General features: G+C 46.2%; 36 protein-coding genes and 1 pseudogene. 4 read left to right on the forward strand and 33 right to left on the reverse strand.

Going from position 1 to position 25311, the window contains the following annotated elements:
- Positions 1–72: 72 nt before the first annotated feature.
- The 20 genes and pseudogenes from BCS37_RS11400 to BCS37_RS11480 form a co-directional block, all read right to left on the reverse strand.
- Positions 73–591, reverse strand: a complete 519-nt coding sequence (locus tag BCS37_RS11400) for a hypothetical protein (RefSeq protein WP_069181626.1) — start codon at positions 589–591, stop codon at positions 73–75.
- Between the two features lie 10 nt (positions 592–601).
- Positions 602–1093: a hypothetical protein gene (locus BCS37_RS11405; RefSeq protein ID WP_159057722.1), complete on the reverse strand. Its 492-nt coding sequence runs from the start codon at positions 1091–1093 to the stop codon at positions 602–604.
- On the reverse strand, positions 1090–1563 hold the full coding sequence (locus BCS37_RS11410; protein ID WP_159057723.1) for a hypothetical protein: 474 nt from the start codon (positions 1561–1563) through the stop codon (positions 1090–1092). Before BCS37_RS11410 ends, BCS37_RS11405 begins: the two co-directional genes overlap by 4 nt.
- A 31-nt stretch (positions 1564–1594) precedes the next feature.
- Complete coding sequence (locus BCS37_RS11415; RefSeq protein WP_069181629.1) at positions 1595–2107, reverse strand: hypothetical protein; 513 nt, start codon at positions 2105–2107, stop codon at positions 1595–1597.
- Between the two features lie 13 nt (positions 2108–2120).
- Positions 2121–2636 carry a S26 family signal peptidase gene (locus BCS37_RS11420; protein WP_069181630.1) on the reverse strand — a complete coding sequence of 172 codons (516 nt, stop codon included), beginning with the start codon at positions 2634–2636 and terminating at the stop codon, positions 2121–2123.
- Positions 2637–2736: 100 nt separating this feature from the next.
- Complete coding sequence (locus BCS37_RS11425) at positions 2737–3450, reverse strand: hypothetical protein (RefSeq protein ID WP_069181631.1); 714 nt, start codon at positions 3448–3450, stop codon at positions 2737–2739.
- A 15-nt stretch (positions 3451–3465) separates the two neighbouring features.
- The gene (locus tag BCS37_RS11430) at positions 3466–3846 is read right to left on the reverse strand and encodes a hypothetical protein (RefSeq protein ID WP_069181632.1); all 381 of its coding nucleotides are present in this window, start codon (positions 3844–3846) and stop codon (positions 3466–3468) included.
- A gap of 98 nt (positions 3847–3944) precedes the next feature.
- Positions 3945–5066, reverse strand: a complete 1122-nt coding sequence (locus BCS37_RS11435) for a hypothetical protein (protein WP_069181633.1) — start codon at positions 5064–5066, stop codon at positions 3945–3947.
- 14 nt (positions 5067–5080) lie between these two features.
- The gene (locus BCS37_RS11440) at positions 5081–5545 is read right to left on the reverse strand and encodes a M23 family metallopeptidase (protein ID WP_237142757.1); all 465 of its coding nucleotides are present in this window, start codon (positions 5543–5545) and stop codon (positions 5081–5083) included.
- 32 nt (positions 5546–5577) lie between these two features.
- Positions 5578–6087 carry a pentapeptide repeat-containing protein gene (locus BCS37_RS11900; protein ID WP_237142758.1) on the reverse strand — a complete coding sequence of 170 codons (510 nt, stop codon included), beginning with the start codon at positions 6085–6087 and terminating at the stop codon, positions 5578–5580.
- Positions 6084–6215 carry a hypothetical protein gene (locus BCS37_RS12325; protein ID WP_257784614.1) on the reverse strand — a complete coding sequence of 44 codons (132 nt, stop codon included), beginning with the start codon at positions 6213–6215 and terminating at the stop codon, positions 6084–6086. Before BCS37_RS12325 ends, BCS37_RS11900 begins: the two co-directional genes overlap by 4 nt.
- A gap of 181 nt (positions 6216–6396) precedes the next feature.
- A complete protein-coding gene (locus BCS37_RS11445) occupies positions 6397–6603 on the reverse strand; it encodes a hypothetical protein (RefSeq protein WP_069181634.1) in 207 nt (68 codons plus the stop codon).
- Between the two features lie 121 nt (positions 6604–6724).
- Positions 6725–6907, reverse strand: a pseudogene (locus tag BCS37_RS12315) (DNA cytosine methyltransferase); the annotation flags it as partial.
- Positions 6897–7265, reverse strand: a complete 369-nt coding sequence (locus BCS37_RS11450) for an HNH endonuclease (protein ID WP_069181635.1) — start codon at positions 7263–7265, stop codon at positions 6897–6899. The gene BCS37_RS11450 and the pseudogene BCS37_RS12315, both read right to left, overlap by 11 nt.
- Positions 7266–7316: 51 nt before the next feature.
- Positions 7317–8219, reverse strand: coding sequence for a radical SAM protein (locus tag BCS37_RS11455; RefSeq protein ID WP_173862622.1), 903 nt, complete (start codon positions 8217–8219; stop codon positions 7317–7319).
- A 128-nt stretch (positions 8220–8347) separates the two neighbouring features.
- The gene (locus BCS37_RS11460) at positions 8348–8689 is read right to left on the reverse strand and encodes a helix-turn-helix domain-containing protein (protein ID WP_069181637.1); all 342 of its coding nucleotides are present in this window, start codon (positions 8687–8689) and stop codon (positions 8348–8350) included.
- Positions 8690–8751: 62 nt separating this feature from the next.
- Positions 8752–8997 (reverse strand): hypothetical protein, encoded by a 246-nt coding sequence (locus tag BCS37_RS11465; RefSeq protein ID WP_069181638.1) that lies wholly within the window; start codon positions 8995–8997, stop codon positions 8752–8754.
- Between the two features lie 57 nt (positions 8998–9054).
- On the reverse strand, positions 9055–10665 hold the full coding sequence (locus BCS37_RS11470) for a type IV secretory system conjugative DNA transfer family protein (RefSeq protein ID WP_069181639.1): 1611 nt from the start codon (positions 10663–10665) through the stop codon (positions 9055–9057).
- A complete protein-coding gene (locus BCS37_RS11475) occupies positions 10662–10973 on the reverse strand; it encodes a DUF4406 domain-containing protein (RefSeq protein WP_069181640.1) in 312 nt (103 codons plus the stop codon). Before BCS37_RS11475 ends, BCS37_RS11470 begins: the two co-directional genes overlap by 4 nt.
- Before the next feature lie 41 nt (positions 10974–11014).
- The gene (locus BCS37_RS11480) at positions 11015–11512 is read right to left on the reverse strand and encodes a hypothetical protein (RefSeq protein WP_069181641.1); all 498 of its coding nucleotides are present in this window, start codon (positions 11510–11512) and stop codon (positions 11015–11017) included.
- Positions 11513–11660: 148 nt separating this feature from the next.
- On the opposite strand from BCS37_RS11480, the gene BCS37_RS11485 reads away from it, so the two are divergent.
- On the forward strand, positions 11661–11972 hold the full coding sequence (locus tag BCS37_RS11485; protein WP_069181642.1) for a helix-turn-helix transcriptional regulator: 312 nt from the start codon (positions 11661–11663) through the stop codon (positions 11970–11972).
- 6 nt (positions 11973–11978) lie between these two features.
- Here the strand turns inward: BCS37_RS11485 and BCS37_RS12400 are convergent, their stop codons facing one another.
- The 5 genes from BCS37_RS12400 to BCS37_RS11505 form a co-directional block, all read right to left on the reverse strand.
- Positions 11979–12173, reverse strand: a complete 195-nt coding sequence (locus tag BCS37_RS12400; RefSeq protein WP_083205823.1) for a helix-turn-helix domain-containing protein — start codon at positions 12171–12173, stop codon at positions 11979–11981.
- On the reverse strand, positions 12170–12742 hold the full coding sequence (locus BCS37_RS11490; protein ID WP_069181643.1) for a hypothetical protein: 573 nt from the start codon (positions 12740–12742) through the stop codon (positions 12170–12172). The genes BCS37_RS12400 and BCS37_RS11490 overlap by 4 nt, the downstream gene beginning before the upstream one ends.
- Before the next feature lie 235 nt (positions 12743–12977).
- A complete protein-coding gene (locus BCS37_RS11495; protein WP_069181644.1) occupies positions 12978–13274 on the reverse strand; it encodes a hypothetical protein in 297 nt (98 codons plus the stop codon).
- Positions 13275–13294: 20 nt separating this feature from the next.
- Positions 13295–13483 (reverse strand): transcriptional regulator, encoded by a 189-nt coding sequence (locus BCS37_RS11500; protein ID WP_069181645.1) that lies wholly within the window; start codon positions 13481–13483, stop codon positions 13295–13297.
- Between the two features lie 15 nt (positions 13484–13498).
- Entirely contained in the window at positions 13499–13729 is a 231-nt protein-coding gene (locus BCS37_RS11505; RefSeq protein ID WP_069181646.1) for a helix-turn-helix transcriptional regulator, read from the reverse strand.
- A 160-nt stretch (positions 13730–13889) separates the two neighbouring features.
- Here BCS37_RS11505 and BCS37_RS11915 point away from each other — a divergent pair, with 160 nt between their 5' ends.
- A complete protein-coding gene (locus BCS37_RS11915; protein ID WP_083205824.1) occupies positions 13890–14243 on the forward strand; it encodes a helix-turn-helix domain-containing protein in 354 nt (117 codons plus the stop codon).
- A 103-nt stretch (positions 14244–14346) separates the two neighbouring features.
- Positions 14347–15432, forward strand: coding sequence for a site-specific integrase (locus BCS37_RS11515; RefSeq protein WP_069181647.1), 1086 nt, complete (start codon positions 14347–14349; stop codon positions 15430–15432).
- A gap of 193 nt (positions 15433–15625) precedes the next feature.
- Here the strand turns inward: BCS37_RS11515 and BCS37_RS11520 are convergent, their stop codons facing one another.
- The 6 genes from BCS37_RS11520 to BCS37_RS11545 all read right to left on the reverse strand — a co-directional run bounded on the left by BCS37_RS11520 (position 15626) and on the right by BCS37_RS11545 (position 20755).
- The gene (locus BCS37_RS11520) at positions 15626–16081 is read right to left on the reverse strand and encodes a single-stranded DNA-binding protein (RefSeq protein ID WP_069181648.1); all 456 of its coding nucleotides are present in this window, start codon (positions 16079–16081) and stop codon (positions 15626–15628) included.
- Between the two features lie 310 nt (positions 16082–16391).
- Positions 16392–18674, reverse strand: coding sequence for a DNA topoisomerase 3 (locus tag BCS37_RS11525; RefSeq protein ID WP_069181649.1), 2283 nt, complete (start codon positions 18672–18674; stop codon positions 16392–16394).
- A 68-nt stretch (positions 18675–18742) separates the two neighbouring features.
- On the reverse strand, positions 18743–19093 hold the full coding sequence (locus BCS37_RS11530; protein WP_069181650.1) for a hypothetical protein: 351 nt from the start codon (positions 19091–19093) through the stop codon (positions 18743–18745).
- A gap of 14 nt (positions 19094–19107) precedes the next feature.
- The gene (locus BCS37_RS11920) at positions 19108–20031 is read right to left on the reverse strand and encodes a pentapeptide repeat-containing protein (RefSeq protein ID WP_083205825.1); all 924 of its coding nucleotides are present in this window, start codon (positions 20029–20031) and stop codon (positions 19108–19110) included.
- A 33-nt stretch (positions 20032–20064) separates the two neighbouring features.
- Positions 20065–20433: a hypothetical protein gene (locus BCS37_RS11540; RefSeq protein WP_159057724.1), complete on the reverse strand. Its 369-nt coding sequence runs from the start codon at positions 20431–20433 to the stop codon at positions 20065–20067.
- Positions 20434–20476: 43 nt separating this feature from the next.
- Positions 20477–20755: a hypothetical protein gene (locus BCS37_RS11545; protein WP_159057725.1), complete on the reverse strand. Its 279-nt coding sequence runs from the start codon at positions 20753–20755 to the stop codon at positions 20477–20479.
- Between the two features lie 331 nt (positions 20756–21086).
- Between BCS37_RS11545 and BCS37_RS11550 the strand changes: the two genes are divergently transcribed.
- Positions 21087–24065 (forward strand): MobA/MobL family protein, encoded by a 2979-nt coding sequence (locus tag BCS37_RS11550; protein WP_069181654.1) that lies wholly within the window; start codon positions 21087–21089, stop codon positions 24063–24065.
- 82 nt (positions 24066–24147) lie between these two features.
- Here BCS37_RS11550 and BCS37_RS11555 read toward each other — a convergent pair whose 3' ends face one another.
- Both BCS37_RS11555 and BCS37_RS11560 read right to left on the reverse strand, forming a co-directional pair.
- Positions 24148–24666 (reverse strand): hypothetical protein, encoded by a 519-nt coding sequence (locus BCS37_RS11555; protein WP_237142755.1) that lies wholly within the window; start codon positions 24664–24666, stop codon positions 24148–24150.
- Positions 24663–25268 (reverse strand): recombinase family protein, encoded by a 606-nt coding sequence (locus tag BCS37_RS11560; RefSeq protein ID WP_069181656.1) that lies wholly within the window; start codon positions 25266–25268, stop codon positions 24663–24665. Before BCS37_RS11560 ends, BCS37_RS11555 begins: the two co-directional genes overlap by 4 nt.
- Positions 25269–25311: the final 43 nt, after the last annotated feature.

The raw sequence follows: 25311 nt of genomic DNA on the forward strand, positions 1-25311 counted from the left end.
AACACCTCCAACCCAAATTTCATTTTATCTAAAAAAAGCTGCTGAAATTCCTGTCATTTGTCAGCAGCGTCGTTACTCTTTCGATTTCTCGCTGTCTGATGAAAAACGGCTTCCTTCGCCGCCGTAGTAAGTAATTGCGTCAGACGGCTGCGTGCTTCCGTTTCCGCTCTGGATGAAGGCGATTGGATCTGAATATTTGCGTTCCCGTGCTTCGCTGTGTGATGCGGAAGCATTTTCTGCAGCGCCCTGCATAGCTTCTTGTGGAAGTGTTACCGGGCGCGCTGTAATGACGGGAATATTCGGCCTTGGGAAGTTGATGTTGGGAATGCTCGGCAGCGCTCTTCCTGGGTGTGTATTTGCCCCGTCCTTATGCGCAGCAGCAGAGAACGCAATGAAGGGGCTAAGCTCACGTATGGTCTCATGGAATATGGGGACTGCCTGTGGCAGATTCACATCTGCAGCAGGTGTAATCTGCATAAAACTGTCCCGTATCTTCGTATCTGTGGTATATGCGGATCCCATGACAGCACCATAGAGAGCGGTCACAAGCAATGCTCCCAGGATCTTCCCCTTTTTCTGTATCATCAGCATAGGCAGCCTCCTACTTTGTATAAATACGGCAGCGTAAATCTGTCTGCACATATCCGTCTACTGGATACATCTTGATAGACATGATGGATACGAGCGCATCCTTTGCACGAAAGTCCTCTAAAAACGTGATATTGTTTGCATACGCTCCTTTGACCGACAACGTGAATGTTTGAAACGGCGCTTCTTCCTCGCCGCTGGAATGCAGGGATTGATAAGAAATAAGTTCCAGCTGATGCGCCTGGACTGCAAAAAGAATATCCGACGATACTGCCTCTATTTGCTCCGGAAGAACCGGGCGATAGGTTTGATTGTTGATAAAACCAGCCTGTTCCTGCCACTCTGTCATTGTTGCACGGATCTCGGCCGCTTGCTGATAAAGAGTGCTGAGTTTGCCAAGACTGAGAAAAAGCGCTGCCGTCATGCAACATCCACCGATGAGCAGCAATAAAAGCAGACCAGCACGTATATAGCTTTGAGGATTCAATCGTCCGCACATATTCACGGCTGCACACTCCTTATCGAGAGTCTCACAACTCTGCGCCCCTCGGCGTCCTGGTATATGCTGTCAATAGAGGAGTCTCTAAGCATGGGGCTGCGGTTTATGTTTTCACGGAAGGCTTGCAGCGCGCCATCATTCTCCGGCATAAAGGTCACATACGCATATGGCAGCGCATTCCCATCTGCATCATAGAGATCACCAACGGCGACCTCCAGCAAGTGACAGCCATCGGGTCTTGCCATCAGCAACTCGTTGAGTCCCTGTCGAACATGGGGATCTTCTTTTTCCGCAAGCTGAATGCTCTGCATTTCGCGCCGCATCTGAACAAGATCTTTGTTTGCCTGATCGTAGTCGGACAGCTGCGCCTGGGAAAAATGAATGGTCGAGCTATAAATAACGACCGTCGCTTCCATGCAGAACAGGATCAGCAGACAGATCACGGTCATTTTGTGTTTCCTCAGCTTTTCATTCACCGAGCAATCAACTCCTTTGGGCGAATAAAATTCATAAGATAACGCCGTCTTTCTTTACGAAGAATCTCGGGACAAGGGTTCCGATGCGCGTTTCTATGATGTCATCGGGCTGCATTGATCTCCTTGCAACCATCGTGACCGATTGTCCATGCGCATCCATATAGAGATATGCGCAGCCTGTGAGCATACGCCATATCCCTGCACCGGAATTTTTCTGCTTGGCATACGCGCTCCAATCCATCTCTCTTATAGCAGGATCGTCCGACAGTCTCTTCAACGTCTGCCGGAAAGCGCAAACATCAAATTCCTTCGTTGCTGCTGTAACGGTCACGGCAATATCGTGCGTCATAATGCGCAGCGTGATCAAAATAGGCGAACTGTGTTCACCTATGGAATACTCTGCAGCGTTGGCTACTGCCGCCTCGATGGCTTCCAGGAAAGTATGGTCGTTATAAAAAAAAGACCGATACAAGATGCCGTAAATTTGTTCTTGCATTTCAGCGTACTCGTCAAGCCCAGAGCATTGAAATTGGTGGTGTTGCATTGCACATCCTCATCTATTTTGTCAATAAAGGTATGACGCGGCTATATATCCGATCTGTCGAGATCGTGCCGGTATAGCGCCCATCATAACTCCTTGCCGCGTATGTATATGGCAGGAACTGTCCCTGCTCAATCTCGTAGAACCCGCAGCGCGGCGTCATTGTGTGTCCCTTCCCATCGCCGGTCATAGCGTATCCGATCAGCTTTCCATTGACGCTGAACCGAAGATCTGGATCGACCTCATAGAAACCGCCCTCTATCGCTGCGTATTTGATGAACGCAGGATCAGCATCGTTCGGCAGCCAACCATTATGACGAACGGTCTCCATAACATCTTCATCCTGTTCATAAGCAACAATATCCCCATCTCGAACCGCAAAGCCGGGAATCGCAAGGTAGAGCCCAATAGGGAGACTGGCCGTTGTATTCATGTAAATCAATGTGGGCATCTGCAGATGAAGCGGATTGACCACGAGAAATACATATAACCACAATGCAGACCAGATATAGAAACGCCTTGTTATGCGCATATGATCTCCTCCGACATTATTGTATATCAGAGAAAATCCCCATTTTTCCTGTCTTTTGAACAAAAAAGATCTGTTCGTTTTGAACAGATCAAAGGCCTTTTCAAAAGATATAGCTTTTCACTTCATCTTGAAAGTTTCGTACATACCGGCCGAAGCTGCCGGAGTTCAGCCCGCATTTATCCGCAAGGACGATATTGGAATCATACGGACTCTCCACTATGGTTGCAACAGCAATATTCATGCGGCTATCCTGGTGTAAAATACACTCATCAATCCTCTCGAGGAGCTGGCTGTATTGGTCATAATATTGCACAAGCGAGTGAAACCAAAATTCGTCAATGATCTTAAACTCGGGATCCAACTCTTCTTTTGCGGCAATGATGGTCGCCAGTACCTCCAACATGTTTATGATTTTTGTCCGGAGAAAAACATCGTTGACGGTCAAACGATACTGCAAAGCGTTGAGCACATTGAGTTTAATCGCTGAATTCCATATGCCTAACTGAGATGAGGATACATGCAGCAGCTCCGTCTGCTTGACAATCGTCTCCTTACGTCTGTATTTCAGATCAACGAAGGCCTGCCAGTCCTGCGGGAGAGACTGGATCACCATATCGACCAAGATATAATTCGTTTCCTGCTTCATGATGCGAAACAGAATTTTCCCCCACATCGCAGAATCTTTGGCCGAGAGTTCTCGGACAAAGTGTTTTAATTCTGCCAACTCGGTTCGTTTCTTTTGTGCCTTGAAATGCTCATTGAGCATTGTCTCGGCCAAGTACATTCCCATGATCGGCTTATTGTAGTACAGCATATGACCTCCGTTGTCTTATTCATGGGCAAGGCTCGGATAAGCCAAGCTTCGGCAAAAAGTATTCAATCGATCATAGTCTATGGTATATGCTTTTGTGTGATCGAAAGATTTTTTCCCTTCAGCCTTGATTGTAAGGATGAAATCCTGTTGTACAAGAGAATGAACAATCCTCTTGATAGTGCTTTCAGACCAGAAAGGGAATTCCCCATGCTGCCAGTCTGCGATTGTTTTGCATACCCATTTGCGCTCATTCTCATGGAGGCATAGCTCCGTCGTAAGAAGTTGGTCAAGTCGATGGAGAAATATCGCCTCGTTCATGCCGATCACGACTGCAAGCTCTGCTCCAAAAGAAATGATGTTCTCTCCACCGCACACGGGCGTAGATACGATGTCCATGATGTACCTCCTTGCATAATACGTCATCACTCATTCAGTATAACCGAATGCAGAATTAAAATACTGCACGTTTTTCTGAATGCGAAGACCGTATTTCGTCAAGGACTCGCCCGTCCATCCACAATTCCATGTCTTCGCAGAAACTCCTGGGCAAACACAGATCCCTCACCGTCGGCAGCTGCCTGGCGTGTGAGAAACTCGTGCAGGTTTTGTCGGTGTTCTTGTTTTTGCTCTTTTGGGGCAGGAGGCGGTACAGGTGGAACATAACTGCCAGGGGGCTGTGTTTGGGTTGGAGTTGATTCTTGCCGTGGAGTAACAGGCGCAAATGTATAGTTTTCTTTGAGCGCAGCATGAAGCCAGCCCGTCGGATTCCGGATGATCTTCGTCTGCATGGCGATCTCCAAAAGTCGGGCTTTGTCGCGCACTTTCTCCTCTCCGTAGCGACGAATAAACTGCTCCAGCGATGATGTGGATACCCCCAGTGCAGCACAAAGGCCGCGAACGTCGCCTGTTGTTGTTTCACGTATTCTATGCGTGTTCTCTGTTGTAGTCTCTGTTACGCGCGCGCGCGAGGAGGGTGCCCAAACCCGCGCCGTTACTGGGGTTTCAGCACCTTCCGTCCGTGGTGTCAAATTGACCTCTGTACGTGGTTCATCTTGCTCCCCATGTGGTGTCATTTTGACACTTATGCGTGGTTCACCTGATTTGACCTTTTGACCTTCTATGTTATCTTCCGATATATCAGCGGCCTCATGTTCTGGTTGTGTGTCCTCGGGAGCATGGACGTCTTCGACATATTCCATCTGCTCTCGCATCGGTGGAGGCGCAGAAATACGCCGGTCGACACTTTCTACGCTCTCCTGAAATTGCTTATGTACGATTTTTTCACTAAGCTCTTCGATCAACTCATAGTTAATGGTGTAGGCCTTCGTCTTGTTGTAGGAATTTCCGATTACCGTCGATAACATCACCTCTTGATCTTCAAGAGACTTGATGGTGCGTTTAATCGTGCTCTCCGACCAAAACGGAAATTGGACATTCCATTGCTTGACGGTATTATAAATCCAACGGCGTCCGTATTCGTCGCAGATGCCCGCCTCACGGCTGATCCAGTATTGCAGCTGCTGCAGAAATATCGCCTCATTCAGGCCGATGAGAACGGCAAGGTTCGGCTGAACGGTAAGCGGGGATTCTTGGATCAGAAGACTTGACGCTGCCATCGTTCTCCACCTTCCTATTGCCATAAAACGAGCGGATCGACATACATATAATTCCCATCCGCCCCTCGAATAATGTACTCGAGGTGCAGATGAGGTCCGGTCACGCGTCCCGTTGCACCAACAAGACCGATAATCGTGCCCTGTCCCACATACTCATCGACTCTGACATCAACCTCGGACATATGAGCATAGCGTGTATATCCATCAAATAACGGATGATAGAGAAGCACTTGATTACCATAACCGTCCGCATAGTCGCCGGCTTGTATGACAACGCCGTCGAATAATGCGGGGATAGGCGTTCCTGCCGGATACCCTAGGTCGACACCTGCGTGGAAAGACCATTCTCCTGAGATCGGATGGTAACGCCATCCGAACGCAGACGTGACAGGAAGATCCGAAGCGTATGCCTGTGCTGACAGGAAAACTAAAAGCCCCATTAGAGCCGCAGAAAAAAACGCTTCTCGTATTCTGCCCACATTATCCACTCCCCCAAAAACAACATTATGTTTTATTCGAGCTCTATTTCTCTTGACTTCGCAATGGACTTCATTTCCTTAAAGTAATCTATAAGAGCAAAATATTTCCTTCGCATCAGTCGTTTGTCTACCGAATCTGCTGGGTAACGCTCATCAATATGCGACATGAAATCTTCCAGAGATCTTTCAACACCGTCTCCACATTGAACAATATTGCGATCTACAAAATAGCGTATGTCTGACGGAAGGCCTGCATATCCAAGAGATATAATTTGTACGATGTTTTCGCTTGAATTTGTTAAATCATTTAAGTCAGCATGATGTAATATTGCTCCATCGAGCTTTGCATTTGATATATCCGCACCTCGAAGATCTGCATAGGATAAATCTGCATCACGTAAGTCGGCAAATTGTAATTGAGCACCATATAAATCTGCTCCGCCGAGATCCGCGCGCCGCAAATCTATGCCGCGAAGTTTAGCATGACGTAAGCAAGCTCCACCAAGAAATGCGTTCTGCAGGTTACAGTGCGATAAATTCACCCTTTCCAAATCTGCACGTTGCCCCCTTCTTCCGAGAAAGCCCATTTCCAATGCAAGTCAAGAATATTTTTCAGTTGATCTTGTGTCAGCTTTCTTCCTTTTCTAAAAGATGGCTTTTTATTTCTCATCACAATGCTCCTCCTAAACGAGAGAGAAAACGGTCATCCTTCTGATATTTAACGCCGGATATATAAACAGACGTATCATCTTTACTGCCTCGACTTTAGAAGAAACATCATTCCCCAGCCCATGATGCCAAGCAAAGCAACAACGACACGAGGGGCGGTGGACTCCACCCAAGCATTCAGATCAACAACAATCATCACAGGATTCTCCTAAGTCCTCGACCACCTGAATTTCCATAAAATCAGATTCAAAACAGGAACAGGATTGTTCCACAAGTTCATGGAGATTATCAAGATTCTCCACCTTCTCACGCGCCTCATCTTCATCCTCCGCCTCGATCACGATCTCACCGGACAGATCATAAGAAAACGCAACCATGAATTTTCTCATACGATGACCTCCTCTCGTGGTTCGTATATGATTTCCTTGCCAAGTTGTGCTCCCAGTTTTGGAGTACATAGATGGCATCCGCTTCGCGTCATCGCCGTTGTGATGCGAAGATACGCATCCCATTCCAGACCGCTCTACAAGAAACTCTATAATGCTTTGTGTGCGGGTGATTGGCGCGGTGCATTACAATCGCTGCGGGATCATGGTCTATGGCGACATCGACGCTCCGTCCGACGGCACACGCAATACCGCTTGAAGCACCGCCGCCACCCGCAAAAACATCAACGATGATCTCATTCAGCATTTTCTAATTCCTCGAAATAGAACCTGATCGGCCGGTGCGCTTTATCGGTCTCTGTGATTACCCCATATTGCATGGCTATGTGAAAGATAAAAACCTTCTCCAGACGCTCCAATACGGTTCCGACATATTCGCGAAACTGCTCAATATCAAGCGTGCTTTTATAGTAATTGCATTTCCTGCACGCAGGTTTGTAGTTGGAGAGAGCGTTCTCTCCCCCTTTACGCAAAGGATAGACATGATCTACCCGCATTTTTTGGATGTTATCAATCTTTCTCCCACAGTACGCGCAGCGTCCCCCATACATTTCATAAACTTGACAGCGTACCTGCTGAGAAATGCGTTTTCTCTTCGTCTGCATTTCAACGCCTCCAAATCGACAACAACAGCAGTCTCAATCGCCGCTGTGGCGCTACGCAATATAATCCTCAAAGCGATCGCAGCTACGGAAGATGATTTTATTATTCACCCATCTCTGCAAACGTCGAGCGGTCACAGGAGCGTTGGGTTTATCGTAGACCATAATATATGGATCATACGCATGATCTTTGAGCCAGTAGACGCGCGCCAGGTCTTCCTCGTGCGTGCTCCAATAATTGACAAGCACATATACGCGCCTCTTCCGGAAATCTGTGACAGATGTGCGTTTTGCAAAGGCAGATAACGCTCTAGGAACGCTCCAATCCTTTGGATTATCCCATGCAAAATGCAGCATTTTCACTTTACAGGCGCTGAGGAGATCCATATTTTCCGGTGTGAACAGTCGCGCGTCGAGACCTTGCGTAAAATCAATCCATGCGCCGCTATGAGCAAGCTGTTCTAAAAGTTCCATATGCTCTTTTGCCGCCAAAATATTGGGATCAAGCAGCTTGATTATGCGTTCCCCATGCCAAAATTCATTGAGATCCGCGACTTTGTGACTTTCATAACCTTCTTTCCAGCCAACGATGCAAAAGGGACATGCACGCGGGCAACCTCTCGTCAGAAAGCCATAAGCAATTCCTTGAATGTTATAGAGCGAATAATCCGGACGCATATGTTCAATATGCGCCGGAAGCTGTGCGGCGCTGGTAGTTCCCGTCCCTCCGATTTCTGCACCAATCTCCGCAAGGCGTATGGAAAGCCCTTGATTCTGCGTAAACACACAGGCTGCATAAAGTTTTTCATATGGCTGAAACAAATTATTCCCCAACAGGACATCTTCAGGATAAAGCAGATGAACCTGGTCGCCCTGTTTCTTATGCCACGCCGACAGCTTCATCAGGCACAAATTGGGGAATTTCCCACCATCTACGTCAATAAGGCCAATAGTCATCGCCATCTTTCACTTCTTCCACACTCTGAACTTCTATGAACGATGAAGAAAAACAGACATCCGCTTCGCGTCATCGCCGTTGTGATGCGAAGATACGCATCCCATTCCAGACCGCTCTACAAGAAACTCTATACCTCAGAATTGATCTCGTAGATGTTTCGGTAAAAATTGTTATTCTCGTCCCGTGTTTGAATTCGGGTAATATATCCACAATCCACCAGCTGCTTCATATACTTCGCATAGGTATTCTTGTTGATGTTAAGGTCATAGCAAATCTGATCTCTGGGGAGACAATCCGTATCGCCATATGCGCAGAGATAAGAGTAAATTGTCTTTGCAATCACATGTAAGTTTGGATCCTGCATGACAGATGTGCCGACTATGCCAGCACCGTGTTCAAGCACATTTCTGGGATGTTGTCTGATACGTTCTTCCGTCACCTGCATATTAGAGTCTTGTATGTTGCTCATGATGACCTCCAAAAACTAATAATCACGCACTTTCATGCTCTTCAACGTGCGCAAAATAACAGCTACTCGTTCATCGCATCTACAAGCCATTGAGGAGCAAGAACATTTTTTCCATCATGGTCAAATAAGACTTGATATGTTACAAAGAATTCTTCTGCCGCCTCTTCAGTGTAATGTTCTTCTGCCAACTCTCCATCTTCAGGACAAAGCGTTTTCCAAAAAGAACTTTCGAGAAGTTGTTTTATGGCAGTGTCTCTTGCCCCAAAGCCAATACGATAATACGGATAAAGCACGCGAGCATTTCCCATAACGTTCACCGCTTTCTCGATTTATCAATCATCTGCCGTAAAAACATTTTTACCTTTTTAGATACTATGACCATGAATGATCTCACTTCGCTCAGGAGCTTCATACATGCGCGAGAGAAAATAATCGTTCTCCTGATATTGAACACCAGCCACATCAACACTTCGGGTATCCATAATAATCGAGTATTTGTTCTTTTTACCGAGGATAGAAATCACCTGCATATCTGTCTTGCATCCATAAAATTTACAAGTCTGTAACAGCTCATCAAACAAAACAGCCTTCATCCCGCATAAAGAAATATAATTCAGCCCAGGGTATTCAAATATATTTAGGCGACCTAAAGACGTACACTCATCCATTAGAATCAAGCATCTGTATCTCCCTTTCATTGGCTCTCCCTTATATCCAAATATCCAGAGCATTTCCAAGAACACACGAAAAATTTGGGATGGTTGGCAAGAATTACCCGGTGGAGTCACCAGATACAAAGATACGGGCTGCGTGTGATTCATAAGATCTTTTATACAGAAATCACTTCTTTCCGTATGGTGTCTAAGCACTGGATCAAGATAATCTTTGAGTGCTGCATTTATGATGGACAGAATATAACACGCCTGATTATTCGGTATTGACACGATTCCGTGAAGTTTATGGTCAATAATTTTTTGTACCTTTTCCGGTTCCTCTAAAGATATATATGGATACTCCAAGGGTGTATCATATATTTTCCAATCCAAAGGCATCCAGGCATAAACAGGAGCTCCGTCTTTATCGACCATTCCAACCGTATGATCCTGTATATATTGAGCAACATCATAAAGAGATAGAGACTTTGGATGCCGATCTTGATCAGCGTGATATGTATTTTTGAGATGCAGGATGATTTTCGTAAGAACATCGGCAACTTCTTCTACAACGTCATCACATACCATCATTTTCCCCATCCGGATCAAGGCCGACGAAAGCGTCTTTGCTACAAATAGCTTGTCAGGGCTGTCCATCCGTATCTCGTCAAGAGGATTCCAGCACGCAGATGTATCATCTGTTGCTGTCGGCTCGAATTTGATTATCGTGTTCCCGAGCCGCTTTCGATAACCTGCGGTGACTTCCCAGTATTCGCCTTTAATATCATGCACGACTACACTAGATTTCCAACCGTCAAGGAGCGTCGGGATGATAAATCGATCGCTTCGTCTGTGATTCGACTCACCCTCAATCAATATATGATTACTGGAATTATCTCGTAAATATAGGGGCATAGGGTTCATGTGGCGTTCGACAAACCAATTATATGCTGCTGTCCTTTTATCCGCAGGAAGTATCTTAGTTAATGGGGGCACTACGCCACTAAGAATTGTGTCATACTGGCCAATTACAACACCTTCATCAGAGATCAGTCCCATCTTGGCATATTTTTTATAACTTCCCTGCTTATTCCCGTCCTCATATTTTTTACAGAAATGTATAAGTATCGCAGTCAATAAACTAAACGCAACAAATGGTGTAATTAGACCGATCAAGGCAACATCTTCTGATACTGTAAAATTAAGAATCAGCACTACAATGCTGCAAAACGTCAATCCCAAGACGCTGAGCTTAACGGTAAACACAGCCGTTATAAGCATGAGAAAAAAGCAGAAAACAGTCCATAAATCAATATGTATCATACGATCACTACCTCTCTCGGCTCATATATAATCTCCTTTCCAAGCTGCTCTGCAAGAGCAAGTTCCTCCCGAACGCCTCTGCTGTTCTCCCAGTTCTGCAGCACATAGATGGCATCGGCGCAGCGCACCATCTCCTTGGTGATCTGCAAATAGGCCTCCCATTCCATTCCCCACGGCAATACCGCAGGGTTCAGAACGATACTGTCTTGCTCTTGCAGCCGCTGTTCTGCCACGGCAAATATCTGCTTATAGTCAGCAATACCAGTGATTGCCCCAGCAATGAAAACAATTTTTCCCTCAAGATTCATTTTTACTGTCCTCCATGTCGAAATGGTCTCCAAATCTACAATCACTGCAAATAATAGGCGCCTGATTCTATATCGCCGTATTGAAATTCATCATGATCTGTAATCTCAACAAGATCTGCTCCAAAAAAATGAGAGCCGTCTATATAAAATTTCCCAGCACGATATATTCCTGTCTCTATCATTTCCTCTCTCACTCGATATACGGGCTTTCCGTTTTCCAGGAGCACGACAACTTGACTTCCCTTCTCCCAATTTGCCATAGATGCTAGGGCATCCTTTTTATGCAGGTAGAGCACCCCTTCACGAACGAGTTTTGCTTTATCGACGCCATCTGAGATCGTGCAGCCTGTTGTTAGTACAGATTCACTGTCTGTTGATCGGATTTCACGTTCGTAAATTACCGCTCGATAAGCGACGAAAGTCTCTCCGGGATCTACTGGAGATGTAAAAATATTTATGGCCGTAATGATGCCTCCAAACACAACCATTAGTACCATACTGGCGATTATTATGAACAAGAATTCGTCATCGTCTCTCATATCCAACACCTTTCTAAACGCTCGTTAAATTCTCTTGCCTCGGATATAATCAGGTAGGTGACTGTAAATCACGATAAAAGACTTTTCTCAGCAACAAAAAATTGGTACAATAAACGCAAAATTTTTCGTTCCACGAAGGGGACTGACAATGACAATGAAAATATCAGACTGCCTACGGAAAACCAGAAAACAACAAGGGTTATCACAGGCAGAAATGGCTGAGAAGCTACGGATAAACATGCGTACTTACCAAAACTACGAACGCGGAATAACAAAGTTTCCGGCCGAGGAGCTATATAAGCTGGTGCTCATCTTTGGCATATCAGCAGATGATTTCTTCGAAATAGAGCGACATGATGCGCCTGTGCAGCAAGCACTCGATAATCTCAGAGCAGAGATGAAACGCCAGCATAAGGAAATCCGGGAGCTCCTCGCTGCATGCCTTCCTGATAAAGGTTGACGCAGCCTAATTCCACCAGTATGTGAGGTCAACCCCTAGTGCCTGACTCAAAACTTCAAGTGTAGCAATGTTTTTGGGGCGCATCCGATCACGTTCCCAGTTATAAATAGAACGGCGTGTGAAGCCGGTAATCCCTGCAAGATCCGTCTGTGAAAAGCCTCGTTCCTCTCGTAAGTTCCGAAGCCTTTCCCCGAACGTCATGGCTCTCCATTGACAGTTTCAAAATACCTGCCAATGACCTCGATTACCTGGAGCAGCGTCTGATGAAGCTCTTCCAGGCGCAATTCCTCGATTTTGTAAAAATTCGTTTTACAAGACAGCATTTTGTTGATTCGACAGATGTCTGACTCGAGTTTACGATAGATGGGATGTACTACCCATTTTCCCTCTGTGTGCATGGAGATGAATGAATCAAACTCCTGCTGAACGCCAGTGATATAATCTGTAAGATGAATGATCTGCTGGATGTGGATCTTATCAAAATTGGAGATGTGGATCTCAGCCGAAATTTTTTTCAGCTGCTTTTTGCTCATGTCGATGTACTGATCTATCAGTAGTGATAGCTCTGATACACCGCCCACAGCTAATATCTGCCGATATTTCCGTATCTGTTGCTCCAACTTGCGATTCTCACGCTTCAAGCTCTCGTAGTCTGCCGGAGTAATCTTAACAATACGTTCAATCTTGGGCTCACGGGATTCCAGCGCTTGAATTTTCTCCTCGAGTTCACGGATATATTCCGCTCTATTTTTCTCGATCTCGACTGACATAGTATGCCTCCCTCTAAGCCCTTGTATAATGCCTCTTGTGCCTCCTTTTGATATTTGCTATAATCAAAATGGAGTTTGCACGATGAAGATTGACTGTGGATAGTCTTGTATCAGCATGGCGCAGATTCTGTTTCACATATCCGTACCGTCCCATCGGTACGGATATTTTTTTGAACGGCATGATAATCCACCATCTTTCTGAAACTCGCCAAAGGTATGGGGTCTACGAATATTCCTAGATGACGTAATATCTCATCATGCGCGAAAAATCATATCCATTCGTCCCACGGTATTCAGAGAGGCGGATCAGGTTCTCGTTTTGCTCAGCCTGTTCGGCCTCGTCATACATATATTTGACTTCGATCAGCTGCGCATCAATGCGCTGCGCAAATCTACGCACAAGGTCACGGAAAGTACGCGTTGACATATTTACATCACTGACCAGCCACTTCTGTCCACTATCAAGCCTTGCAAGACATTTTCGATAGTTTCCGCAAGCAAACTTGACATCATGGATCTTCCATTCGATCATGATCTCTTGCCCCCTGCGGCTTAAACTTCAAGATATTGCTCTTCAAAAAAACGACGGTTTGTCTTGCCGCGAATCGTAAATTTACCGCGTTTCCGCAGCTCTTCATTGAGTTCAGCAATGATCTTATACGCCTTGGACATAGAGATTGCACAAATCTCCGAAACCTCTGCGGGTGTAATGAAGTTGCTCGTGGATTTTTTATATTGCATACTCTTCACATCCTCTCAGCCCGCATTCGCGGGCTTTTTATTTCCCTGCTCCCCACCAACCTCAAGCAATCTATACCACTCGTTTGAAAACCCCAAAACAGCAGCAATGCGCTTTGCCACTTCTGGAGAAGGACGGCGGGTTCCTTTTTCGATAAAGTTATAATATTGCCGGCTGATGGCGCATTTCTTTGCGACATCCACCTGCGACAGATTCCCTTTGATGCGCATTTCTGTCAACCATTTCATTTTTTCACCACCTAATTGCTACATTCTGTTGACAAGAAGATAATACGTCATATTTTCCTTCCTGTCAACATAGTGTAGCTAATTATTTCGAATAGCTATATTCTGTTGCATCCATTGATGTTGCTACAAATAGTTGACATAATGTAACAGGGGGTTGCAGATGAACAGAATGAAATTATTGCGTGAGCAACACAACCTGAGTCAAACAGATCTAGCTAAAAAGTTAAATATAAGCCGACAGTCATATAATTTCTACGAAAATGAAAAGCGGGATCCAGATACCGCAATGCTAGTTCGAATAGCCGATTTCTTTAATGTCAGCCTGGATTATCTGCTTGGTCGAACAAACGACCCTTCACCGATCGTAAAAGAAATGACTCCCTCCTATCAGGAGGAAGTCATACAGGATCTTGAGGATATTACACCAGATATGGCCAGCGAAATACGTCAGTATATCAGCTATCTAAAACACAAAAAAGGAGCTGCTGAAATGGGTATTACGAAAAAAAAGTAGTACCTTTTTATCCCGTGATCTCAGGATTTACATAAAGCTTTTCAAAAAATGAAGTCTTTGTGCTTCTATTACAGAAACAGCACTTGAGAAAGGCGATGATCTCTTGTCCGTCCATAAAGACACAAAGCGCGGAACATGGTACGTAAAGATCAAATACACCGACTGGACAGGCGAAAAGAGGGAAACGACCCGCAGAGGATTCGCAAAGAAAAAAGACGCGCAGCTATTTGAGCAGGATTTTCACCGGCAGAAACAAGGCGCTCATTCCATGACCTTCAAGGCATTATATGATCTATACATGGAGGACATAAAACCACGCATAAGACCTACAACATATCGAAGCAAGGAATATATGTTCACCTCAAAGGTGTTGCCGTTCTTCGCAAATTTGCCTTGCGACCAGATTACTCCTGCAAAAATACGGCAGTGGCAAAACGAACTTGTCAAAGGCGATTATCAAGAGACATACCTCCGTACTATCAACAACCAAGTTGCAGCCATCTTCAACTTTGCGGTAAATTATTATGGTCTACCAACTAACCCCGCAAAACGAGCAGGGATGATCGGAAAGAGTCATGCCGATGCAATGAGATTCTGGACGGTTGATGATTTTCAAAAATTTATCAATCACACCACTACTCCACTATACAGAATTTCTTTTTTAATCCTTTTCTGGACAGGGATGCGTGTTGGAGAGTTTTTGGCACTGACCTTGGAGGACTTTGATTTTGACAAAAATTTGATACACATAACCAAAAGCTACGCACGGCTAGATAACAAGACTATAATCGGCCCGCCTAAGACACCAAAGAGCCGCCGTGATGTCAGCATCCCTGCATTTCTTGTCGATGAAGTCCAGCAGTTTATCCAAGCGCAGCATTCAATCAATCCAAATGCACGATTATTTGAAACCGGTAAACATGGATTATCTTATGAAATGAAGCGTGTAGCTGCACAGGTTGGCATAGAGAAAATTCGCCTTCATGATCTTAGGCACTCTCATGCCTCCTATCTCATTCACCGAGGAATACCGATCATAGCGATTTCACAACGCCTCGGTCATGAAAAAATCGAGACTACACTACAAACCTACGCTCACCTATATCCACAAGAGCGCGATATGATTATTGCTGCCATCGAAAGCGATCCGGCAACAAAAGGAGGGTCAAACGGGGGTCACGGAAAATAAATAAGCGCAGATACCCTTGATATACAAGGCGCTCTGCGCTTATTTCTACTATTCGAGTTCAACTATACCACATTAACATTGTTTTGCAACCCCTGTATTTCAGCCCTTTTCATTCTCTCTATTCTACGGATTCTCCATATTCTACATCTTTTTCGAGTTTTTCGGGGTCAAATGAGGGTCAGAGGATTCCTCATCAAAAAGGAATATCGTCATCATCAGCAGACATGACCTGCTGGAAAAGCGATTCGTCACTCTGATCCTCCTCCGGGATCGGCTGCTGGCTTTCCGGATCTGCCATCGAGTTGAGGGCGTTCGCCGAGACCATAGTCGCCTGTTTCGGCGTCAAGAACTCAATGTTGTTCGCCACAACCATCGTTGCATATCTTTTCTGACCGTTTTTTTCATAGGTATTTACGTCCAGCCGACCGATCACGTTGACAAGATGTCCTTTGGACAGTGATTTTTTGCAGGATTCGGCCAGCGCATTCCACGCCTCGATGTAGAAATAATTGACGGGATACCGTCCCCTCTCGTCTTTTTTGAATCCCTTGCGTACAGCAAGAGGAAAATGAATGACAAGGTGCCCTGCCTGTGTGGTGTACTCGCTGATCTTGGCTGCGAGGCGGCCGCTTAATACAACCTGATTCATATTTATCCCTCCTATGAGTTATTTATGATGTGTTCTTATATCTTTATGAATTGGGGAAAGGTTTAAGATGTGGTTATGAACATTTTAGTATGAAATATGATGGGTTTGCCATTCGTTCATAGCCCGTTAGGAAATCATCTGATATTTTTCAGAATATCTCTTAACAGGCTATGAACCTAGATACCTCATTTCGTCTGTGCGCCACACTTATCGCACGCACCTGGATGATCCTGACGATTCCCGCAGCTGGGGCATTCAAACGTAGCCATATGTACCATTCTTCTCACCTCCTCACGGTTCATCATCCATATCATGAAAGATTGGGAAGGCCATCTTTGTCCCAAACAGGAGCAGCTCCGCAGCGGTCAGAGCAATACCAATAGTATACCCCCTTCTTCTTTTTGCTCTCAGCTCGTTTCAGATACCCCTTGCCGCATTCGGGACACACAACAATCACAGGTTTATCTTTATGATCTGAAAATGCAGCATTGCAGACCTCTCGATCTTCGCACGACCAAAATGTTCCGAACTTCCCCTTGACTTGACGCAGCACCTTTCCGCAGCGCGGACATTTGTCTGTGCGTTTATCTTCCTTTTTGGCCGCGAAGTCCGGCTTTCCCTTTTTATCGGGCGCCATCGTTTTGCAGTCGGGGTAGCCGGAGCATCCCCAAAAAGCACCAAACTTTCCTTTACGCAGCCGCATTGGCTTCCCGCAATTCGGGCACGTCGGAAGATCCTTGTTGGTCTGCAGCTGCACATTCTTCGCATCAGCAAGCAGCTCATTGAGAATATCAACTTGTTTCGTCAAAAAGGAATCCAGAGGAATGGATCCGTCTGCGATCCGATCCAGATCGGCTTCCCACAACGCCGTTGTGTCCGGATATGTGATTTTGTCCGGCAGCATGGATATGACCATACGCCCCAGCTCAGTAGGAACAAGATATTTCTTCTCCGTGGCGACGGAGCGCGCTTTTTTCAATCCCTCGATAATCCCGGCTCGTGTAGCCTCTGTCCCGATTCCTTTGCACTCCTTGAGACTTGCGGCAAGCTCCTTATCCTTGACATATTTATGGATTTCTTTCATTGCCTGGAGCAGCGTGGCGTCGGTAAAGCGCTTTGGCGGTGTTGTAACTTTCTCTTTGACCACTCCGTGGTCATATCGTATGACATCACCTTCTGCGACTGCTGGAAGCACAGGAGCTTCTTCACCGTCTTCATCCGGATCCTTTTTATCCTTCTGGTAAATTTCCTTCCAGCCCATTGTCAGGATCGTTTTTCCGTTCCCGACGAATTCCTCATCCGCACACGAGATGATGACTTTGGTCGCCTGGTATGTATGGATGGGATAGAACTGGGCAAGATAGGCTTTTACCACGAGCAAATAGAGTTTCTTTTGCTCATCAGATAACTTTGTCAGATCTGCTGGGACTGTTGTTGGAATCAGCGCGTGATGCGCCGAGATCTTCGCATCGTTCCATGCACGAGACACAATCTTCACATCAGCCCGCGCAGCGAATTCATCCAGGTGCTCCTCTGAGATGCCTTCTATATTCCTTATAACTGCTGCTGCATCGCTCAGCTGGTTGGTTGGCAAATACTCACAATCGGAACGCGGATACGTTGTCAGCTTCATCTCATAGAGCGACTGCATGGCATCGAGCACCTGCTGCGGCGACAGGCCGAATCTTCGTCCGGCTTCCACCTGCAGCGTAGACAGGCTGTAAGGAAGGCGCTGTCCTTCCTGCTTTTTCTTCTGCTCAACAGCAATAATTTGAGCGCCGTCTCCATGATTGGCCGCAGACTCTATTTTGGAAAGCAACCCCTCCGCAATTTCTTTTGAAAGCAGCCGATTTTCAGAATCAAGTCCTTCCATATCGGGCTTGCATTTCCATGCTGTTGGTATGCTGCCGTTTTCGTGCTGCCATGTCACCTGCAGCACATAATGCGTTGTCGGTCTAAATTGACGAATCTCCTCTTCACGCCTCACAACGAGTGCGAGCGTCGGCGTTTGGACACGACCGACATGGACAACGGAATCATATCCTGCGTCTCTGCTCTTGATCGTATAAGCGCGAGAGAGATTCATCCCGACGAGCCAATCTGCCTGGCTGCGTGCGAGAGCGCTGTCCCGAAGACCTGTATAGTCTTTATTATCCCGCAAGTCTCCGAGCGCCTGAACCACGCTTTTCTGATCCAGTGCATTCAGAAGGATCCGCTTCACCGGCTTCTTGTTGCTAATATAGAGCAAAACCTCATCAATCAGCAGCTGACCCTCGCGATCTGGGTCTCCTGCATTGATGATATAGTCTGCTTTTTTTGCAAGCTCCTTGATAATCTTGAACTGCTTCGCTGCGTCTTTCTTGACCTTCAGCTTCCATTCATCAGGGACGATGGGAAGATCGTCCATCGCCCATTTTTTATAGCGCTCGTCATATTCACCCGGATCGTATTGCTCCAGCACATGGCCAAAACACCAAGTAACGATGTCCTGGCCATTGTTAATCTCAATGCAGCCGTCTTTGGAAGTGCCCTTCCCTAGATTTTCTGCAATCGCTCGGCCTAAACTTGGCTTTTCAGCGATAAATAAGCGCATATAGCAAGCCCCCTTTCAGGATAAGTATATCCCGAAAAGGGGCTTGAAATTCCTATCATTTTTCAAAACTAGATCAGGTTGTACTCTTTCAATTTCTCCATTCCTATACTTTGATCAATATAGTGGCTCTCGTCATAGTCAAGCGGACGTGATTTTTGTGCCTCAAAGACACGGACATCATTTGAGTCGTCTCCCTCTTCCCCTATGTGAGATTTTATAAATTCGGAAGTCGGTACATCTAAAGCTCTGGCGATTTCCCCTAACAACAAGGAATCCCTTGTAGGACCGCCCTCGCTCATGAGACGAATAAAAAGATCGTGCTTTGTCCTCGTATGGCACTCAGCTTCGACTTCCTCAATAGTCATCCCGCGCATTCTGATAAAATTGTTCAGCCTCTTTGCATCTACCCAGTACAACATATCAATGCCTCCTACTATCTGATATTATCATTGCTCTTTCTATACTTGTCGCACGCTTCTTGGAACGTCTTTCCCATTGTAATCAGAATATCTTTAAGCGCTCTCTGCGCTTCACTGGATACGCGAGTCGCAGAAATTTCTTTCATGAAATCATCTATCCTCATTGAAGGTTTATCGTCAATAACATCTCTGCTGATAATTGTACGCAATCCCAAATCACAAGCAAGGTGAATAGTATCTCCGTTGTCCGGAATAAATTGAACCTGCATAAAGCGGTTTTGCAGGTCAGATTGTCGAAAATGGCATTTTTCAATATAGCTATCCAAAAACCCACTGTGTGTAAAGTCACATTTCTTAAAAGTGGCTTCATCAAAAGTACATTGTATAAAGGCTACATTCAAAAACTTGTTATCGGTAAATACAGACGTAGAAAAATCGGCACAAACCGGATTTACCGCCAAAAAACGATTCCCTTCGAGATGACAATTTTTTTCAAGCCAGACATGGTTGAGATTTGCTTCACGAAACACATTATCCGAAAATCGACACTGGTTGAATTTTGATTTTCCCAACATTGTGTTCTGCAGATCACATTGATTGATTCTACATACAGACATAGTTGTTTGTAGAATTTTGGCATTTAAGAAATTGCAACTTTCAAAAGTAACGTCAGATATATTTGCATTGCTTAATTGTGCATCAGTGAAATCACAATCCTTAAAATGCAGACGTTCCATGGAAACGCCCGACAAGTCCGCTCCACGAAAAATCATGGAGTGAAACGGATGGATTTCGTTTGAGGAGCAAAAATCAAAACCCCGTAAATCACAATTTGTAAAATCTGCTTGTCTGCCGGATTCGTGATTCGTTTGCATCCATCGGTCATGATCGCTTAGAATCCGGCGCACCTCATCCGAAGAAACCTGCCGTCTATCCATATACTATCACCCTCGCCGCATCCATGTCAAAAGCTATTGCATTGTATTTTCGGATTCGTAAGCATTCTCCTGCGGAGTGGTCTCAATATCCTCCGTGGAAGGATTTTCCTCGGACGTTCCTCCCGAGGATTCTTCCACAGGAGCTTCTTGTGTTGCTATCGGCGTCAGCTCGTTCGATCGTGACTGCAGCCACGCCAGCACATCCTCGACAGGAATGCGTGAAAGGTCAATCGAGCCTCCATTTTTATTCAGTGCAGCTTGCAGCGCATCTGTCCATTTTTTATTTCGCGCGTTGTTGATCGCGCTCATTTCTTTTCGTACTTGCTGGATGCGCTTCTCCGTCGCCTTTTGCTTCGACAGCAGATCATCCAGTTTTTCTTGCTTCTTGGCAAGACGATCCATTGCACTTTTCGCCATTGCAGAATCATGTCCTTTCCGTCTCTGATTATCCTAAATTGTTCATGGAGGCAAAACCGCCGGATGCAGCAGCTTTTCCGTGCTGGCACAGATACTCGCGGTTCATCACAAACAGCAGATATAGATCGTTCTCATTGTAGGAATCCAGAATACCGGCTTCCTCTGCAATGAGCCCGACACGCAAAAGCTTCTCATATCGAATTCTTTTGCGCTCCTTATCCATATCTGCTGAGACCGCATCCATCTGCTTTTTGGTTTCAACCAGCTGCCGCTTTAAGCGTGCCAGTCTCTGCTGATTGCTCTCCACTGCCGCCACATCCTCCGCCGCCAATGTTACGATTCAAGCAGAGTATACCATGCACGCTCCCATTTTTCCCAAAATGGGAATCAAGTTTCCCGTTTGTTTCCCACTTTATTGTTCCCGTTTTGCTAGAATGGGAGTAACTGAAGTTACTCTAAGCTCACTTATGCATTTCAGCAGGCTGAAACGCCGTTCGACCCAATTCTTACGCCGCTTCGCGGGCGAATTTTTTTGTCGGTCGCCTACGCTCCCTGAACCTGCCGTTGGCAGTTTGGCGCTATCGCTTATCGTCGCTCCGCGCCGCAGATTTTTACGATCAACTTAGAAGAGAAAACGCATGGCTTTATATCATTTTACGGTCAAAAATGACAAGCGCCCCAAGACAAAGACACAGATTCCGGCCGTCGAACATTCCGACTATATTAACCGCGAGGGAAAATATAAAAATGCAGATGAACGCCAGCCGCAAAGCATGGATAATGTTATATCCTCAAATCGCAAACTGGATGCGATCGACGGACGAACCGTTTTGCTTTATTCCAGTCCATATGGAAAAATCACCAATACGGAAAAAGGGATTGCAGTCACGGATGATCCATCCTATGACACAATCTCAATGGCGCTCATGGTAGCAAAAGAGACCATGGACGAGCCTCTGAGCGTGAATGGCAGTCTTGCCTTCAAAGCAAAATGTATCCATGCTGCTGTTTTGGCCGATCTGCCAATTACCTTCAAAGATTCAAATATGCAGAGCGTCCTCGACAAGAAGCGAAAGGAGAAACAGGATGAGCGAGAACGATTTAGAGAACAAGGTGGACGAGTTATCATCCGCAAGAACATTCCAAAGCCCGACATTGACGAAAATCAGCGTGGAAATGCCGAGACTGTTACCATCGGAACCTTACCCACAATGCGTCAACTGCCCAAACTCCCTGTGGATGGCACTCGATCAGAGGACGCTGCGTTGCTGGTGTCAAGTGATGAGAGTGGTCAGCTGGGACACGACGGAGACACACGCAATCCCCCTGTGCGATGGGATCTATCTGACGGACGAGAACAGTACGCTCGAAGAACCGCAAGACGAATCCTAGACAACATCGAAAGCAACATGGATGCGATATACGCACAGCGCCATGTTGAGTACATCAACCGAGAAAAAGCATTTTCGGAGCGCGGCGATTGCGTCTATAAGCAGCACCATCTTCCCAAATGGGCGAAGGATTCGCCCAGCGTCTTTTTTCGAGCAGCAGACCGTTACTCTCCAAAAAACGCAGCACGATATAAGGAGCTCGAATTTGCTCTGCAAAACGAATTGACCTTGGAGCAAAACCTAGAGATTGTGAATAGATTCATCCAAGAGAACCTGCCGGATCATTACTATACGCTCGCCGTACATGATAAAATCGGCGCGATGTCTGACGGGACACATAATCTTCATGTTCATCTGGTGTTCTCCACCCGTCTGATTGACGAAGTAGAAAAAAAGAAAGAGCGGAAGCGATCCGCTTACTTTCGCTATCCGCTGCGTGATAATGTAAAGGAAAAAACCGAAGATGCGATGCGCAGCCATGGAGCGCCTATCGACCGCAAATGGTCAGATCGCACCTACGTCCCACATTTGCGGGCATCTTATGAAGAAATCGTAAACTCTGTACTAGAGAGATATGGATACAGCGCAAGAATAGACCATCGCAGCCTAAAAGCGCAAGAACAGGAAGCCCGCATGAATGGGGATATTGTTCTTGCCAATCTCTTGCACCGTATCCCGGAGGAGCACATCAGCAAGCACGGTGTGCTTGAGGAGAGCAATCCGCAGGTGCAGCGGATTAAGAAATACCGCATCCACAAGAAAGAGTATCAAGATTTACTGTTTGCGGCCGAACTTGTCGCCCACGGCATAGAGGAGGATGAGCGAAAAGAGAAGACGGGACGGCTCAAGAAAAATATCAAAGCGGTCGTATCATCGAACGAGTTCATCGAAAGTGAAAACGACGCCAATTCACATATTGGCGAACTCCGAGACAGCTTCGTTGAAGCCGTCCATGCACATGAGCACTTACAGCGGATGCTGGTGTCTGCCGAGGATGCACGCGAAAACGCAAAACTCGAGTATATGACGCCGGAGGAGAAAGAAACCTATCAAGCGTATAAGAAGCTTCTGTCGGACATCCAGCGTTGGACAGATTTTAAGGAAAACCTGTCAGAACCTAAAAATCCGACAAACGAAGAGCTAGCTGCATATCGGCAGCTATTGCCCGCGCTCGATGAAAAGCTGTCGAACCTCCAGCAGGAAAAAGCCCTGCTTCAGGACAAAATAGATGAACTGGAAATTCGATTGCAGAATACAGATATACAGAAACAGATTCAGCTCATCACGCACAAGACGCTGCAGGCCAATGTCAAAATACGCAAAGAGCTGGCGAAGGCCGAGCAAAACCTGGAAATATCCATACGCGCGCTGGAGCAAGGCTTATTCTCGGAAACACACGCTGAAAATCAGCAAGACACCTATACAACGCATCAGCTCTATTCCATCATACGAAAGCGATTTTACGGCTATAAGAAGGAAGTGGAGCGACTGCAAAAACAGCTGGACGCAGCAAAAAAGAAGGTCTTGTCTATGGATCGCGCATTACAGATGGCAAGCAACATCTACACAAAGGGCGGTCTGAAAAAACTGCGCGAGGATCTGCGCAGCCTGAAAAAGAAGGAAGGCTACCTGCAAAGCGATCAGGCGAAACTAGAGCAAGACATCGCAGCGTTTCGCAAGCTGCCGACGCCGCCCTCTACGGATCGCGACCTGTACGCAGAATATCAAGAACGGTACAGCGCCCTCGCCTCACGGCGTGACGAGCTGAATCAACGGATCCATGACCTGGCAAATCAAAAAATCGAGCTGGAGCAGCGGAAGAAACGACTGGCCGCTCAGATCGACTCGCCGCAAGGGAAGGCCAAAATCAAAGATATTGCGCTTGGTATCATGAAGAAAAATGCTCCCTATCAAGAGCAATATGATACGCTGCAGGGACGCCTGGAACGAGCAACAGGAAAAATGAACCGTGCAAAGGTGCAAATGGAGGCGCTGGCCAAAGCGGTACAAAAAGATAAGGGCAACACACAGCGTTATAAAGTAGCTGCACCCGTAAAAGCCAAAGACATGCCTAGCATTATCGCCGAAGCAGTGTCCGGAAACTCACACTATGCGAGTTTGGTCGCAACGATGCGGGATGATAATAGGGCGCTAAAGACGTGGACGCTCATGTCCGAGGCTGCCAAGGCAGAAGAGGCAAATAAAAGATACTACCAAGATCTATAAGCGAACACAAAAAGAAGCTCTCCATCGAAGAGCTTCTTTTTATATCCAGCAATACGTAAGCTATGCTTTGTGTAATGAAATTTTAGAACCGAATACATGTGTGGTACGTTTTCCCGCCTTTTTCGTCGGGGCTGCGTGTCAGCATGATATGCGTCCCCGGCCATGTTACGAACGTCGGATATGAGGGATCGCCAATATCGCAGCCTTCAACCTGGCCGTCGTTTCCGATTTTCTCCGCAAGTCGAGCTCGGGCGTAATCGAATATCTCGTCAAGCAGCTTCTTGTTGTTGGAGAAAAATCCAACCTCGATGCTGATCACGTTTGTATTATCGCCCATCACTAGGAACTCTTCGCGCAGAGGCTTCTTCCCTTCAAAGTTCTTCTCGAACACTTTCCATCGCGGCTTCGCGTCTTTGATTTTCCAATTCGGAACATCTGCCCAGGCCTTTTCAAAATCTGCGTAAGGCATCCCACGGTATACCTCATAGATTTTCTTCGGATCGCTGGCCGCTGCATCCACATCCTCCTGCCACGTTGAGGCAAACGCCCCAGGCATATAGATGAGCATACAGAACATCAACAGAAATATCTTTTTCATCATGCTTCTCCCTTTAACTCTTCAACCCTTCGATAGAACGTAGACGGCTTCATCTTGCAGATACGCATTGCTTCTTTTGCCGTGACCTCCCCTTTTCGCCATCGTTTCACGACTTCCTGAAACTCCTCCGTCATTTCTACGCGCGGCCGGCCAAATCGAACTCCTTTCCGCTGCGCTATATTGATCCCTTCACGTTGCCGCGTCCGGATCTTATTGCGTTCCTGTTCCGCAACATAACTCAGGAGGCTTAGAAACTGATCTTCCATCAGCTTCCCGAGCTCACCCATTTCGCGGAAGCGTCTGCTGTCAAACAGGGATTCCTGCTCCAGCACGACAATATCGACGCCAAGGCTGCGTGTGAGCTCTTTCCATTCATCAATGATCCCATCGTAGTTACGCCCCAGTCGATCTAGTGCATCGAGGTACAGCAGATCTCCCTCACGGAGAACTTGCTTCATCGACTGGTATGCTGGCCGCGCAAAATCTTTTCCGCTTTGCCGATCGACGAAGATAAATCGCTCCTCAATTCCGATGTCCAACATTTTTTCAATCTGCCGATCAGGATTCTGTCTTTTGTCAGAAACGCGGATGTATCCGATCTTCATGCTGCAAGCTCCCCTCCTTCTGTTTCAATTTTACCATATTTGT

The organism is Selenomonas sp. oral taxon 920 (assembly GCF_001717585.1).
Taxonomy (GTDB): Bacteria; Bacillota; Negativicutes; order Selenomonadales; family Selenomonadaceae; genus Centipeda.

Bases quoted from the DNA above. Each gene is read 5' to 3' on its own strand.
- BCS37_RS11435 (WP_069181633.1), bottom strand. From the start codon at position 5,066: ATGGCAGCGTCAAGTCTTCTGATCCAAGAATCCCCGCTTACCGTTCAG.
- BCS37_RS11475 (WP_069181640.1), bottom strand. From the start codon at position 10,973: ATGAATCTTGAGGGAAAAATTGTTTTCATTGCTGGGGCAATCACTGGT.
- BCS37_RS11460 (WP_069181637.1), bottom strand. From the start codon at position 8,689: ATGAGCAACATACAAGACTCTAATATGCAGGTGACGGAAGAACGTATC.
- BCS37_RS12325 (WP_257784614.1), bottom strand. From the start codon at position 6,215: ATGAGAAATAAAAAGCCATCTTTTAGAAAAGGAAGAAAGCTGACACAA.
- BCS37_RS11525 (WP_069181649.1), bottom strand. From the start codon at position 18,674: ATGCGCTTATTTATCGCTGAAAAGCCAAGTTTAGGCCGAGCGATTGCA.
- BCS37_RS11455 (WP_173862622.1), bottom strand. From the start codon at position 8,219: ATGACTATTGGCCTTATTGACGTAGATGGTGGGAAATTCCCCAATTTG.
- BCS37_RS11915 (WP_083205824.1), top strand. From the start codon at position 13,890: ATGAACAGAATGAAATTATTGCGTGAGCAACACAACCTGAGTCAAACA.
- BCS37_RS11480 (WP_069181641.1), bottom strand. From the start codon at position 11,512: ATGAGAGACGATGACGAATTCTTGTTCATAATAATCGCCAGTATGGTA.
- BCS37_RS11490 (WP_069181643.1), bottom strand. From the start codon at position 12,742: ATGTCAGTCGAGATCGAGAAAAATAGAGCGGAATATATCCGTGAACTC.
- BCS37_RS11495 (WP_069181644.1), bottom strand. From the start codon at position 13,274: ATGATCGAATGGAAGATCCATGATGTCAAGTTTGCTTGCGGAAACTAT.
- BCS37_RS11450 (WP_069181635.1), bottom strand. From the start codon at position 7,265: ATGCAGACGAAGAGAAAACGCATTTCTCAGCAGGTACGCTGTCAAGTT.
- BCS37_RS11425 (WP_069181631.1), bottom strand. From the start codon at position 3,450: ATGCTGTACTACAATAAGCCGATCATGGGAATGTACTTGGCCGAGACA.
- BCS37_RS11420 (WP_069181630.1), bottom strand. From the start codon at position 2,636: ATGCGCATAACAAGGCGTTTCTATATCTGGTCTGCATTGTGGTTATAT.
- BCS37_RS11505 (WP_069181646.1), bottom strand. From the start codon at position 13,729: ATGAAATGGTTGACAGAAATGCGCATCAAAGGGAATCTGTCGCAGGTG.
- BCS37_RS11520 (WP_069181648.1), bottom strand. From the start codon at position 16,081: ATGAATCAGGTTGTATTAAGCGGCCGCCTCGCAGCCAAGATCAGCGAG.
- BCS37_RS11465 (WP_069181638.1), bottom strand. From the start codon at position 8,997: ATGGGAAATGCTCGCGTGCTTTATCCGTATTATCGTATTGGCTTTGGG.
- BCS37_RS12400 (WP_083205823.1), bottom strand. From the start codon at position 12,173: ATGACGTTCGGGGAAAGGCTTCGGAACTTACGAGAGGAACGAGGCTTT.
- BCS37_RS11530 (WP_069181650.1), bottom strand. From the start codon at position 19,093: ATGTTGTACTGGGTAGATGCAAAGAGGCTGAACAATTTTATCAGAATG.
- BCS37_RS11485 (WP_069181642.1), top strand. From the start codon at position 11,661: ATGACAATGAAAATATCAGACTGCCTACGGAAAACCAGAAAACAACAA.
- BCS37_RS11400 (WP_069181626.1), bottom strand. From the start codon at position 591: ATGCTGATGATACAGAAAAAGGGGAAGATCCTGGGAGCATTGCTTGTG.
- BCS37_RS11560 (WP_069181656.1), bottom strand. From the start codon at position 25,268: ATGAAGATCGGATACATCCGCGTTTCTGACAAAAGACAGAATCCTGAT.
- BCS37_RS11470 (WP_069181639.1), bottom strand. From the start codon at position 10,665: ATGATACATATTGATTTATGGACTGTTTTCTGCTTTTTTCTCATGCTT.
- BCS37_RS11415 (WP_069181629.1), bottom strand. From the start codon at position 2,107: ATGCAACACCACCAATTTCAATGCTCTGGGCTTGACGAGTACGCTGAA.
- BCS37_RS11550 (WP_069181654.1), top strand. From the start codon at position 21,087: ATGGCTTTATATCATTTTACGGTCAAAAATGACAAGCGCCCCAAGACA.
- BCS37_RS11540 (WP_159057724.1), bottom strand. From the start codon at position 20,433: ATGGATCGTCTTGCCAAGAAGCAAGAAAAACTGGATGATCTGCTGTCG.
- BCS37_RS11500 (WP_069181645.1), bottom strand. From the start codon at position 13,483: ATGCAATATAAAAAATCCACGAGCAACTTCATTACACCCGCAGAGGTT.
- BCS37_RS11445 (WP_069181634.1), bottom strand. From the start codon at position 6,603: ATGAGAAAATTCATGGTTGCGTTTTCTTATGATCTGTCCGGTGAGATC.
- BCS37_RS11430 (WP_069181632.1), bottom strand. From the start codon at position 3,846: ATGGACATCGTATCTACGCCCGTGTGCGGTGGAGAGAACATCATTTCT.
- BCS37_RS11555 (WP_237142755.1), bottom strand. From the start codon at position 24,666: ATGATGAAAAAGATATTTCTGTTGATGTTCTGTATGCTCATCTATATG.
- BCS37_RS11920 (WP_083205825.1), bottom strand. From the start codon at position 20,031: ATGGATAGACGGCAGGTTTCTTCGGATGAGGTGCGCCGGATTCTAAGC.